Genomic DNA, 12,704 nt, shown 5'->3' with positions numbered 1-12,704 from the left:
TCATTCCTTACTTTCGATTAGTTCGTATAACTGTCTGCGAAGCTCCTGCAACTGTTCATCTATTGAAACGACAATGCGTCCATGATTTGTTTCGATATAACTTTCCGAATCTAGTAAATCTTCATTGACAAATACCATAAACGGAACATTTACAGGAAACATTTCCGCTAATTCCTTTTGTTGCTCTGTTACAATCGGATGGTATTTTGGCGAAACATATAATTTAATTTCTTTCATTTCACGTGCTTCTTTTAAACCACGTCGTACAATGGAAACGAATATTTCATCGTCACGGTCAAGTGTTGTATGAATGATGCGTTCTGCAGCTGTTAATGCCAGTTCCAAAAGGACTGCCTCCTGTGAATCAATATAGGAAGCTGCATTTTTTTGTGCATTTGCCATCGTCCTATTTGCCGTTTGTAACGACTGTTGCATCGTTGCATTTGCCTTTTGTACGCCATCCTCATACCCTTGCGCAAAACCGCCTTCATAAGCTTCCTGCTGAAGAATGATTTTTTCTTCTTCCCACGATTGCTTTAACGCTTCAATTTCCGCAAGCTGCTCTTTTCGATATTGCTCAAATTGGGCTTTTTGCAGTTCGATTTCATCATTTGCCTGTTCCAGCATTTGCTGACGTTCAGCTTCAATGTCTATTGTTTTTTGTTGTGACAATTCCTCTATACGTTCATCTTCCGTTTCCCCATAATGAATTGGCTCGAAGAAACTTTGAAGTTTAATTTCAACTATTGATGAATCTTTGGGTTGCTGTGCATTTGTTGAACGGATGATTTTAGACAATTACATCATCTCCTCCACCACGTGCAATTATAATTTCACCTGCATCTTCTAAACGTCGGATAACTGCTACAATTCGAGACTGTGCTTCTTCTACATCACGCAAGCGAACTGGTCCCATAATATCCATTTCTTCACGGAATGTGTCCGCCATACGTTGGGACATATTGCGGAAAATAATCTCTTTTACTTCCTCTGACGAAACTTTCATCGATAATAATAAGTCTTCGTTTTCACAGTCACGAATAACACGCTGGATTGAGCGATTATCGAGTGTAACGATATCTTCAAACACAAACATGCGCTTTTTAATTTCTTCGGCTAGTTCCGGATCTTGAATTTCAAGTGCATCAAGAATCGTTTTCTCAGTTTGACGGTCCACACCATTCAATACTTCCACGACCGCATCTACACCGCCTGTTTCTGTGTAATCCTGCGTAACCGTAGATGATAGTTTTCGCTCTAATACGGATTCAATTTCACTAATGACTTCCGGAGACGTCGATTCCATAATTGCAATACGCTTTGCAATATCCGCTTGTACTTCCTGTGGTAACGAAGAAAGAATAACTCCCGCTTGCCCTGGTTCTAAATAAGATAGAATAAGGGCAATTGTTTGGGGATGTTCATTTTGGATAAAATTGAATATTTGTGCCGGATCTGCTTTTCTGGCAAAATCAAATGGTCTTACTTGTAATGAAGAAGTTAAACGATTCAGTATCGCCTGTGCCTGTTCAGCACCTAATGCTTTTTCCAGTACCGTCTTCGCATACCCTATACCGCCTTGCGTAATATAATCCTGCGCAAGTGCAATTTGATGAAATTCTTCTATAATTTCTTCTTTGACAGTCGATTCCACTCTTTTAACACCTGAAATTTCCAGTGTCAGACGTTCAATTTCCTCTTCACTTAAATGCTTATATACAGAAGCCGAAACTTCCGGTCCTAGAGAAATTAACAGTAAAGCAGCCTTTTGCTTTCCTGATAGGTCTTTATCTTTCTTGGACACAGCGGAACCTCCTATTAGTCTTCAGCAATCCAGCTACGCAATAGTTTCGCAAAATCTTCCGGCTTATCTTTAGCCATTTTCTCTAATTGCTTACGGCGTACAGTCGCTTCAGTTTCTTTTTCTTCGGAAATATCTTCTATTTCGATTAATTGCTGTTGCTGTTCTAAAATTCCCAGCTCTTCTTCATCTTGTTTACGTCGACGTGCACGCAGAAAATTAATAACCAATAATATAATTGCAACAACTAATATACCGCCAATTACCCATACCCACCATGGAATAACTGACTGCGGCTGATCTTCCGCTGTATCATTTCCTTGGAATTGCTGTACAGATACGACAATGCGATTTGCAATATCTTCGTCTGTCAGATTACCGGCAGCTTCTTGATCAATCGAAGTACGGACTATTGTCGATAAAATTTGTTCAATATCTGTGCGAACACCTTGATCGAACCCCTCTTCTGTATTTGGAGGGTCTACCATTACTTGAATACCCAAATTACGAATTTTGTAAGGACTTTCCTGTATCTCACGGCGAATGCGGTTAACATCATTGTTAATTGTCTCTTCTACTCTTTCATAATCGCCGTCACCGTTTGTTCCTTCTACATAATCCACAAAGTTATCTGTTACACTTCCTGCTTCAGTCGTGCCTTCTGCAGCTCCTGCAGCACCGCCCGAGTAAGTTTCTGTAATACGTTGGGCACTTATTTCAATACCCTCCATATTCTCCTCATCAACAGGTCGGACCAGGTTTTCTTCGCGATTTTCTTTTTTAAAGTCAATATCGGCTGATACATTTACTACAACTTTATCCGGACCGATTAACGTACCGAGCATTTGCTGCACTTGGCGCTGCAAATCACGCTCAATTGTTTTTTTCACTTCCATTTGTCCAGTAACTGAATCGATTCCGCCGTCTCCATTTTCTGCTGAAGCCAGATCATAATATTCAGAATACTGATTCATGATCGTGATATTTTCTTTAGGTAAATTCGGTATACTCATCGATACTAAATTAAATAACCCTTTAATTTGGTCGTCTGAGAACTTGTGTCCAGGTGCTGTATCCAATACAATTGCAGCCTGTGCTTCACCTTTGGCATCTTTAAGAAAGACACCTTCTTCAGGTAAAGTAATCATGACACTTGCATCTTTTACTCCTTCGAATTTCCGAACTAAATTAGCCAGATCCGTTTCGATCGTCGCTTGTTTAATAACGTTAAATTCATTGTCTGTCATCCCAAAGCCTGCGTTAGAAGTAAAAAAAGACGTGTCAATTTCCCCAGAATCAGGATAACCCTGGGCTGCTAATGACACTTGTAAGTCCTGTACTTGATTTTCCGGCACTAATATTACTGTCCCGCCATTTGTCACTTCGTACTTGACACCTTGTGAAGCAAGAACTTCCGTAATTCTTCCTACTTCAGCTTGAGACATCTCAGGAAATAACTGAGCCATTGTCGTACGTGTTGAGAAATACGTAATTGCAGCTGCAATCGCTATGACAGCAACAAACGCCCCGATTAGTGCGCCTTTTTGATTTTTTGTACGACTTTGCCAGAAACCGGTTGAGTCGCTTTTAATTTTTGTAAGTCGTTCATTCATTATGAATCCTCCGCTTAAAGTGAATGCCCAACAATTCGTCAGTCGTTTTTCAAATCATTACACACTCATACGCATAATTTCTTGATAAGCTTCCACAGCTTTATTACGAACTTCAATTGTTGTGTTTAAAGTAACACTTGCTTTTTGTGCAGCAATCATCACTTCAAATAAATCAACATCTCCACCGTTAATTAATTTTTGAGTCATTGTATCCGATGTTTTTTGATGTTCAGTGACACTTGCAATCGCTTCTTTTAATGTATCCGCAAATTGCTGTTGGGCATTTGCAGGAGTCAGTTGATTCTGAACATTTACTTCATTCACAGATTGCGCAGGAGACATGAACGATATTGGATTAATTGCCATTTAAATATCACCCTTTCCCGATTTCTAATGCTTTTGTCAACATGTTCTTATTTGCATTAAAAGCAGTAATATTGGCTTCATAAGAGCGGCTCGCCGAAATCAGATCAACCATTTCTTTTAATACGTCAACATTCGACATTTGTACATACCCTTCTGCATTCGCATCGGGATGTGATGGATCATACATCAATTTAAAAGGGGTTTCCGTATCTTCTTTAATAGAACTTACTTTAACACCGTTACCGATACCGTTTTTTTCTGTTTTTCCGATTGCCATATTTAAAAAGTTAGAAAATTGGCCTTCCTGCTCTTTTAATGTGACAGATTTTTTCCGGTATGGCTCCCATTCTCCATTTACTTGCTTCGCTCGCGTTGTATCGACATTGGCAATGTTGGAGGAAATTACATCCATTCGTAATCGCTGTGTCGTTAATGCAGAAGCTGTCGTATTCATACTATGAAAAATCGACATCGCTATCTTCCTCCTTTAACAACATTATTCAATGTTGAAAATTTACTGCTGACACGATCTATAAGCGCATTATAGTAGATGGTGTTTTCAGCCAGCTTTGCTTGTTCAGCATCCATGTTTACAGCATTTCCATTTGCTCTGCTGCGGAAGTTTTCATTTGAATACACACCGCTGCTTCCAATATTAATTTTAAAATCAAAATGCCTCGCATCTGTGCGATACGCAGGAATCGTGGCTTGCTTTGCATCATTTAATACGTCTTTGAAGCTTACTTCTTTTGTTTTATAGTTTGGTGTGTCAACATTCGCTATATTCTGCGCAATAGTTTTATTCTTCATAGTTGCATAGAATAGACCCTTTTCAAGACTGTTTATAGTTCCACCAAATAAATCCAAATTTTTCACCTCGTTCATATTTTGTTAAAATTTGCGATAAAACCTCAATATTACAATTGTAATTAGATTAAACCTAAGTGTCTATCGACTTTAGACCCTTTCTCATAGAACGAAAGAACCATTTTTGAATATTTAAATACCATTTTTTAACTATATATTTAAACGTTATCTTTACGACATTATATTTCAAGAGCATTAATCTCTATTTAAATCATAATTTTAAAATTAACTAAGAATAAGTTATTTGGCAATAGAATTGTTCTATTTAATTCCTTAAACATCATACATTAAATCCCTTTATATTAATATTTATATATATACATTTCATAAATTTGTAACAAATCGTTTGTCATATGAATTCTATCACCATTTAGGTCTATAAGATATTTATTTTTTAAATTTAACAAAGACCTTATACCTAATTATATAATAAAAACTCTTAAAATACTCGTTCAAACTCTCGTCATTCGACAATATTCTGCATTTTCTTAATTAAAAATAAATAAAAAAAACAGCAAGGAGGAAAACCTCCTTGCTGTTTGTGAATGTCTCTTACTTCATTTTAATTTCTGCTAAAGCGTTCAGGAACTTATCGTTTAATACTTTAATATATGTTCCTTTCATACCTAATGAACGTGATTCAATTACACCAGCAGACTCCAGTTTACGTAATGCGTTTACGATAACCGAACGCGTAATACCAACACGGTCAGCAATTTTCGAAGCAACTAGTAAGCCTTCGTTGCCATCTAATTCTTCAAAAATATGCTCGATTGCTTCAAGTTCAGAATAAGATAATGAATTGATTGCCATTTGGACAACTGCTTTTGAACGTGCTTCTTCTTCAATTTCTTCTGATTTTTCACGTAAAATTTCCATACCAACTACTGTTGCACCGTATTCAGCTAAAATAAGATCATCATCTTCAAATTGATCGCTAATACGCGCTAACATTAACGTACCTAAACGCTCACCGCCACCGATAATTGGAACAATTGTTGTTAAACCAGATGCAAATAGGTCTTTATTTTCCACTGGGAATGCAGTATGTTCATTGTTAATATCTAAATTGGAAGAAGTTTCTGTAATATTAAATAAGTTTTGTGTATATTCTTCAGGGAATTGGCGCTCTTCGAACATTTTCTTGATGCGCTCATTCTCGATTTGTTGGTGAATTGAAATGCCAAGCAACTTACCTTTACGGCTTACGATAAAGACGTTACTTTCGATAATATCGCCTAAAGTATTGGCCATCTCTTTAAAGTTAACTGGTTTACCAGCAGATGCTTGTAACATTGCGTTGATTTTTCGTGTTTTTGTTAATAAATTCATTTCTGTTTCCTCCTACGGAACGTTTCGTTTTAATTCACTTAATATTCTAAAGGTTTTTACAATTTAAAGATACTAATTCAACTTATACTTAAAGAATAAATTGCGATAAATCTTTGTTTTTTACTATATTCGCCAATTTTTGATCGACATAGTTCGGTGTAATGTCGATATGAGCGGGTGCAATTTCCGAAGCTTCAAAGGAAAGTTCCTCAAGCAAGCGTTCTAAAATGGTGTGCAGTCGGCGTGCACCAATGTTATCTGTCTCCTGATTTACTTCTGTTGCAATTTCCGCAATACGTTCAATCGCTTCGTCCGTAAAGTTCAGCGTAACACCTTCTGTTTCAAGCAATGCTTTATACTGCAATATTAACGATTGATCCGGTTCTTTTAAAATCCGAACAAAATCATCTTTCGTTAACTTTTCGAGTTCGACGCGAATCGGGAATCGTCCTTGCAATTCAGGAATAAGATCGCTCGGTTTCGATATATGGAAAGCACCTGCTGCAATAAAGAGCATATAATCCGTTTTTACAGTGCCGTATTTTGTCGTAACTGTGGATCCTTCCACAATCGGTAATATGTCACGCTGAACGCCTTCGCGGGATACTTCCGCCGATGAAGAACCTTTGCTTGCAATTTTATCGATTTCATCAATAAAAATAATACCAGCCTGTTCTGCACGCTGGATCGCCTCACTAGACAATGCATCCGTATCGATCAGCTTGTTTGCTTCTTCTTGTGTTAATAAACGACGCGCATCCTTTACTTGGACTTTGCGTTTTTTTGTCTTTTTCGGCATTAAATTAGATAGCATATCTTGCATACCGTTCGCATTATCCATATTCATACCAGGCATTGCATCAAAAAGAGATGGGGCATTTTCCGTTACTTCAATTGTTACCCATTGCTCTTCTAATTTACCGTCTTTTAAATCTTGGGTAATTTGCGCACGTCGTGTACGAATTTCCGGTTCATCCTGATTTGCTGTATCTTCTTGAGATGACTCTTTTTGTCCGAACAGCATTTCAAAAGGATTTTGCGTAAGCTTTTCTTTCACTTTAGAGGGTACAAGCAGTTTAACGAGTATATCATTCGCATTGCGCTCCGCCTGATCCTTTACTCTTTCGAACATTTCGTCCTTCACTAGTCGACGAGAAGCTTCTACCAAATCGCGTACCATTGATTCGACATCACGCCCAACATAACCAACTTCCGTGAACTTTGTCGCTTCCACTTTAATAAACGGAGCATTCGTCAGTTTTGCGATTCTGCGTGCAATTTCTGTTTTACCTACCCCGGTAGGTCCAATCATTAAAATATTTTTCGGTATAACTTCTGTTTTTAATTCTTCGCTTAATAAAGAGCGGCGGTACCGGTTACGCAACGCAACTGCAACTGCACGTTTTGCTGTTTCCTGGCCAACAATATGCCGGTTTAATTGTTCCGTAATTTGTCTTGGTGTTAAATTGATCACAGTCATTATAATACCTCCAAGATAATATTATGGTTTGTAAACACACAAATATCCGCAGCGGTCGTCAGCGCAGCCTCTGCGATTTCTTTTGCCGATAAATGATCGCCCGCATGTTTTTTTAATGCTCTTCCAGCTGATAATGCATAGTTTCCACCTGACCCAATTGCTAAAATGCCATCGTCCGGCTCAATGACTTCACCAGTACCTGAAACAAGGAGCAATGTTGATTTATCCATTACAAGCAGCATCGCTTCCAGTTGACGGAGCATTTTATCTCCTCGCCATTGCTTCGCTACCTCTACCGAAGCTCTTTGCAGGTTACCATTATATTCATTCAGTTTTGCCTCAAACATTTCGAATAATGTAAAAGCGTCCGCAACAGAACCTGCGAAACCTGCCAGTACTTTCCCATTAAACAGACGTCTGACCTTACGTGCCGTATGCTTCATTACAACTGCATTTCCCAATGTCACCTGACCATCACCAGCCATTGCGCATTCACCGTTGTGATGAATAGCGAAAATCGTTGTCGCATGAATTTGACCCATTCTTTATTTCCTCCTTAACTATGCTCGCGGATGACTATTCATATATGTCTTTCTTAAAGCTTCCTTCGTTACATGAGTATAAATTTGAGTTGAAGATAAATTGGCGTGCCCAAGCAATTCCTGGACTGTACGCATATCTGCCCCATTATTCAATAAATGCGTAGCAAATGTATGTCGCAACATATGTGGATAAATTTTCGTATGCATACTGGCATTGTCAATCATCTCACTTAATATATAACGCACACCACGGGTAGTAAGTTCGCCACCGCGCATATTGACAAAAACTTTCTGATGATTTTCCTTCTTCATTAATGTCGGACGTACTTGTTCTATATAACGTATAAGTGCATCATGCGCATATTGACCGAACGGAATAATTCGCTCTTTCCGTCCTTTTCCCATTACACGGACGATATTGTAATGAAAATCGATATCCGTCAGTTCCAAACTGACACACTCGCTCACACGCATTCCAGTCGCATAAAGAAGTTCCAACAGCGCCATATTACGAATTTGAATCGGCTCATCGCCTTCATTTTTCTCGAATAGTTCGTTCAATTCTTCCTCATAAAAAAAGCTCGGTAATCGCTCTTCCTTTTTCGGATGATAAAGTGAACGAAACGGAGCATCATCAATATTCTGTTCTCGATTTAAAAAACGGAAAAAAGAACGGATCGATGAGATTTTCCTGGAAATTGAAGTTCTTGCTTTTTGTTCATCATAAAGCTTTGTTACATATAGACGTGCATGGATATACTCAACTTCTGCAATTTTTTGGATACCCTCAGCGTGCAAAAATGCAAAAAATTCTTCTAAATCAGAAGTATATTCGCGAACAGTATGTAGGGAAAAGTTTTTTTCTAGTTGCACGTAGCGAATAAATTGATCAAGCTGACTTTGCAAATTTTCATCCATCGTGTATACCCCCTGTTATTGCAAAAGAGAAATGATGTTGTATGAATAAATATGTTCATTTTCCTACTAAAAAAACACACATATTGACACTATACCTATTATGAATACTTTTCAAGTAAAATTTGCTGGAGTTATTCAACTTCTTTGTATTATTCGACAAATTTCGCAATATCATGTCAAGCAATTCTTATTTTTATAGTCATTTACAAAAAATCACCGCAAAATTAAAAGCCCCTAAAGTATAACAATCTTTAAGGGCTTTACGCAATTAAATTGCCTGATTATTAATAAAATTCTGAATTGATTCTAATGCGCGGTTAGCATGGCGTTCAGCACGCTCAGGCTTTGATTTGATGCGTTCACCAAATTCCGGGAAAATCCCGAAGTTCACGTTCATCGGCTGGAAGTTTTTCGCATCTGTATGAGTAATGTATCGAGCCATTGCCCCTAATGCTGTTTCATGCGGGAAGTAAAGTAACTCTTGACCTAACGCCATGCGAGCTGCATTAATTCCGGCAATCAGACCACTGCCGGCAGATTCTACATAACCTTCAACACCTGTCATCTGACCGGCGAAGAAAAGGTTTGGACGCGCTTTCAACTGATATGTCTGTGTCAGCACTTTTGGAGAATTGATGAATGTATTACGGTGCATTACTCCGTAGCGTACAATTTCCAAATTTTCTAAACCCGGAATCATCGAGAATACACGTTTTTGTTCCGGCCATTTTAAATGTGTTTGGAAACCTACTAAATTATAAAGTGTCCCCGCTGCATCATCTTGTCGTAACTGAACTACAGCATATGGACGCTTATCCGTTTTCGGATCTTCCAGACCAACCGGTTTCATCGGTCCGAATGTCATCGTTTTTTCACCGCGTGCGGCCATTACTTCAATTGGCATACACCCTTCGAAATACTTTTCTTTTTCGAATTCTTTTAGCGGTGCACATTCTGCTGTAATAAGTGCTTCACGGAAAGCATCAAATTCTTCTTTCGTCATCGGACAGTTCAAGTATGCTGCTTCACCTTTGTCATAGCGTGATTTCAAGTACACTTTATCCATATTGATCGAATCTTTCTCAATGATCGGTGCTGCGGCATCATAGAAGTACAAATAGTCTTCCCCTGTTAGGCCTTGGATTTGTTTTGCCAATGCTTCAGAAGTTAATGGACCTGTTGCGATTACTGTAATGCCTTCTGGAATTTCAGTTACCTCTTCATTGATTACCTCGATTAACGGGTGGTTTTTCACCTTTTCTGTTACGATTCCTGCAAATTCATGACGGTCAACGGCTAACGCACCGCCGGCAGGTACAGAACTATTGTCTGCTGCTGCAATAATAACAGAGTCCAATTTACGCATTTCCTCTTTAATTACACCGACAGCATTTGTCAGTCCGTTTGCACGTAAAGAGTTTGAGCATACAAGCTCTGCGAATTTATCTGTATGATGTGCCGGTGTTTGTTTTACTGGTCGCATTTCATATAAACGTACCTTCACACCGCGCTTTGCAATCTGCCAAGCTGCTTCTGAACCGGCTAAACCTGCACCAATTACATTTACTACTTGTTGTGTCATTTTTGTTACCTCTTCATTTTATTGTGACGGTGTTTCTTCATAATCACATTCACTGTTAGTACACTGAATCTGAACACCTTTTTTCAATTTCTTCTCTACTAATAATGCACTACATTTCGGACAAGGTCTACTAATCGGCTTATCCCATGATACGAAGTCACATTCCGGATACTGATTGCATCCGTAAAAAATGCGCTTTGTTTTGGATTTACGCTCGACAATTTCACCTGTCTCACATGAAGGACATTTAACGTCGATCGGTTTTACAATCGCTTTTGTATTGCGGCAATCCGGGAAGTTGGAACAAGCCATAAATTTCCCGTAACGTCCAAGCTTGAATACCATTGGCGCACCGCACTTTTCACAGTCTTCACCAGCAGGCTCATCTTTAATTTCGATTTTTTCCATCACTTCATCCGCATATTTTACCCGCGGTTCAAAGTCTTTGTAAAATTCATCGATGACATTTACCCATTGTGTAATGCCTTCTTCAATTTCATCCAGATTTTGCTCCATCTGTGCGGTAAATTCAATGTTGATGATTTCCGGGAAAAATTCCAATGTTGCTTGATGAACGATTTCTCCAAGTTCTGTTGGTACAAAGCGTTTTGCATCAAGCTGAACATAGCCGCGCTTTTGGATTGTATCCAGTGTAGGGGCATATGTCGATGGACGACCTATACCTAGCTCTTCCAATGTCTTTACTAGACGCGCCTCCGAATAGCGAGGAGGTGGCTGAGTGAAATGCTGTTTCGGTTCGATTTCAAGTGATTTCACTTTATCGCCGATTTCCATTTCAGGTAAAAGCTTATTCGTTTCTTCTTCCTGATCATCTGTACCCTCAATATAAAGTTTCATAAATCCGGCAAATTTCACTTGAGATCCGTTCGCACGGAATAATACGTCATTGTTTTGCAAATCAACTGTTACAGTATCGAGTACAGCTGGAGACATTTGACTCGCGATAAAGCGTTCCCAAATTAAACGATACAGTCGCAGCTGGTCACGGCTTAAAATCGCCTTAAGCTCCTCTGGTGTACGCATCGCACTTGTTGGACGGATCGCTTCATGGGCATCCTGTGCATTTGCCTTCGCTTTTGCCTGTTTTTGTTCTCCGGCAATGAAATCTTTGCCGTATTTTGTTTCGATATATGACTTAGCCTCTGTTTTTGCCGTATCGGAAATACGAGTCGAGTCAGTACGCATATACGTAATTAATCCGACTGCACCTTCTTTTTTGCTTAGCTCGATACCTTCATAAAGCTGCTGGGCAAGCATCATTGTCTTCTTGGCGCGGAAGTTTAATTTACGTGCGGCTTCCTGTTGGAGTGAAGAAGTCGTAAAGGCTGGAGAAGCATTGCGTTTCCGTTCTCTTTTTACAACATTCATTACTTCAAATTCTGAGCCTTTTATACCTTTTAATATATCTTTAACTTGTTGTTCATTTGTTAATTTAACTTTTTCTTTACCGTTTCCGTAATAAAACGCATCGAATTGTTTTTTGTTTTTTTCGAAACTTGCATCGATCGACCAATATTCTTCAGGCTCAAAGCTTTTGATTTCATTTTCGCGGTCAATAATCAAACGCAATGAAACGGATTGTACACGTCCTGCCGATAAGCCTTTCTTTACTTTTTTCCAAAGGATCGGGCTAATATTGTAGCCTACTAGACGGTCTAAAATACGACGAGCTTGCTGTGCATCGACTAAATCCATATTAATCGGGCGCGGGTGCTTGAAGCTCTCTAAAATTGCTTCTTTCGTAATCTCGTTAAATACGACGCGGCAATCTGAATTAATATCAATGTTCAAAGCAGTGGCTAAATGCCATGCGATCGCTTCCCCTTCACGGTCTGGATCGGCTGCGAGATAAATCTTTTTCACTTTTTTTGCTGCTGTTTTCAGTTCCTGAAGTACCGGACCTTTACCGCGAATCGTAATATATTTTGGATCATAATTATTTTCGGTATCGATTCCCATTTGACTACGTGGTAAATCACGTACATGTCCAATCGAAGCTTTTACTTTATATTTTTTTCCTAAATATCGTTCAATTGTTTTCGCCTTTGCAGGTGATTCAACAATTACTAAATAATCTGCCATCTGTTGTCCTCCTTATAGAGGTATAGTTATTTTTCTTATATTCACGCACATGAAGCTGTCCATGTATGTCAAAGCTTTTCCTGTTGCAAAATGTATAACA

12 protein-coding genes are annotated in these 12,704 nt (G+C 38.8%); all 12 read right to left on the bottom strand.

The window, feature by feature from the left end; all coding sequences use genetic code 11:
- The 12 genes from fliH to topA all read right to left on the bottom strand — a co-directional run bounded on the left by fliH (window position 1) and on the right by topA (window position 12,604).
- Window positions 1-798 (bottom strand): flagellar assembly protein FliH, encoded by a 798-nt coding sequence (gene fliH / locus MHB58_RS05085; RefSeq protein WP_340734801.1) that lies wholly within the window; start codon window positions 796-798, stop codon window positions 1-3.
- Window positions 791-1,804, bottom strand: coding sequence for a flagellar motor switch protein FliG (gene fliG, locus MHB58_RS05080; RefSeq protein WP_008403287.1), 1,014 nt, complete (start codon window positions 1,802-1,804; stop codon window positions 791-793). Before fliG ends, fliH begins: the two co-directional genes overlap by 8 nt.
- A 14-nt stretch (window positions 1,805-1,818) precedes the next feature.
- Window positions 1,819-3,414 (bottom strand): flagellar basal-body MS-ring/collar protein FliF, encoded by a 1,596-nt coding sequence (fliF, locus tag MHB58_RS05075; protein WP_014824491.1) that lies wholly within the window; start codon window positions 3,412-3,414, stop codon window positions 1,819-1,821.
- 57 nt (window positions 3,415-3,471) lie between these two features.
- Entirely contained in the window at window positions 3,472-3,780 is a 309-nt protein-coding gene (gene fliE, locus MHB58_RS05070; RefSeq protein ID WP_008403290.1) for a flagellar hook-basal body complex protein FliE, read from the bottom strand.
- 7 nt (window positions 3,781-3,787) lie between these two features.
- A complete protein-coding gene (flgC, locus tag MHB58_RS05065) occupies window positions 3,788-4,252 on the bottom strand; it encodes a flagellar basal body rod protein FlgC (RefSeq protein ID WP_014824492.1) in 465 nt (154 codons plus the stop codon).
- A 2-nt stretch (window positions 4,253-4,254) separates the two neighbouring features.
- Window positions 4,255-4,647, bottom strand: a complete 393-nt coding sequence (gene flgB, locus MHB58_RS05060) for a flagellar basal body rod protein FlgB (protein ID WP_014824493.1) — start codon at window positions 4,645-4,647, stop codon at window positions 4,255-4,257.
- A 552-nt stretch (window positions 4,648-5,199) separates the two neighbouring features.
- Entirely contained in the window at window positions 5,200-5,979 is a 780-nt protein-coding gene (gene codY / locus MHB58_RS05055; RefSeq protein WP_008403294.1) for a GTP-sensing pleiotropic transcriptional regulator CodY, read from the bottom strand.
- A gap of 88 nt (window positions 5,980-6,067) precedes the next feature.
- Entirely contained in the window at window positions 6,068-7,459 is a 1,392-nt protein-coding gene (gene hslU / locus MHB58_RS05050; RefSeq protein WP_008403295.1) for an ATP-dependent protease ATPase subunit HslU, read from the bottom strand.
- On the bottom strand, window positions 7,459-8,001 hold the full coding sequence (hslV, locus tag MHB58_RS05045) for an ATP-dependent protease subunit HslV (RefSeq protein WP_008403296.1): 543 nt from the start codon (window positions 7,999-8,001) through the stop codon (window positions 7,459-7,461). The genes hslU and hslV overlap by 1 nt, the downstream gene beginning before the upstream one ends.
- An 18-nt stretch (window positions 8,002-8,019) precedes the next feature.
- On the bottom strand, window positions 8,020-8,919 hold the full coding sequence (xerC, locus tag MHB58_RS05040; protein ID WP_340734800.1) for a tyrosine recombinase XerC: 900 nt from the start codon (window positions 8,917-8,919) through the stop codon (window positions 8,020-8,022).
- A gap of 268 nt (window positions 8,920-9,187) precedes the next feature.
- Complete coding sequence (gene trmFO, locus MHB58_RS05035) at window positions 9,188-10,501, bottom strand: FADH(2)-oxidizing methylenetetrahydrofolate--tRNA-(uracil(54)-C(5))-methyltransferase TrmFO (RefSeq protein WP_008403298.1); 1,314 nt, start codon at window positions 10,499-10,501, stop codon at window positions 9,188-9,190.
- An 18-nt stretch (window positions 10,502-10,519) separates the two neighbouring features.
- Window positions 10,520-12,604 carry a type I DNA topoisomerase gene (gene topA / locus MHB58_RS05030; protein WP_008403299.1) on the bottom strand — a complete coding sequence of 695 codons (2,085 nt, stop codon included), beginning with the start codon at window positions 12,602-12,604 and terminating at the stop codon, window positions 10,520-10,522.
- Window positions 12,605-12,704: the final 100 nt, after the last annotated feature.

The sequence above is a fragment of the Solibacillus sp. FSL K6-1554 genome, assembly GCF_038005185.1.
In the GTDB taxonomy this organism is placed as follows: Bacteria; Bacillota; Bacilli; order Bacillales_A; family Planococcaceae; genus Solibacillus; species Solibacillus silvestris.
The sequence above is the reverse complement of the archived record's forward strand: the minus strand, read 5'-3'. Positions and strand labels throughout refer to the sequence as shown.

Coding starts and splice junctions, on each gene's coding strand:
- fliF (WP_014824491.1), bottom strand. CDS start 3,414: ATGAATGAACGACTTACAAAAATTAAAAGCGACTCAACCGGTTTCTGG.
- fliE (WP_008403290.1), bottom strand. CDS start 3,780: ATGGCAATTAATCCAATATCGTTCATGTCTCCTGCGCAATCTGTGAAT.
- flgC (WP_014824492.1), bottom strand. CDS start 4,252: ATGTCGATTTTTCATAGTATGAATACGACAGCTTCTGCATTAACGACA.
- codY (WP_008403294.1), bottom strand. CDS start 5,979: ATGAATTTATTAACAAAAACACGAAAAATCAACGCAATGTTACAAGCA.
- hslU (WP_008403295.1), bottom strand. CDS start 7,459: ATGACTGTGATCAATTTAACACCAAGACAAATTACGGAACAATTAAAC.
- hslV (WP_008403296.1), bottom strand. CDS start 8,001: ATGGGTCAAATTCATGCGACAACGATTTTCGCTATTCATCACAACGGT.
- xerC (WP_340734800.1), bottom strand. CDS start 8,919: ATGGATGAAAATTTGCAAAGTCAGCTTGATCAATTTATTCGCTACGTG.
- trmFO (WP_008403298.1), bottom strand. CDS start 10,501: ATGACACAACAAGTAGTAAATGTAATTGGTGCAGGTTTAGCCGGTTCA.
- topA (WP_008403299.1), bottom strand. CDS start 12,604: ATGGCAGATTATTTAGTAATTGTTGAATCACCTGCAAAGGCGAAAACA.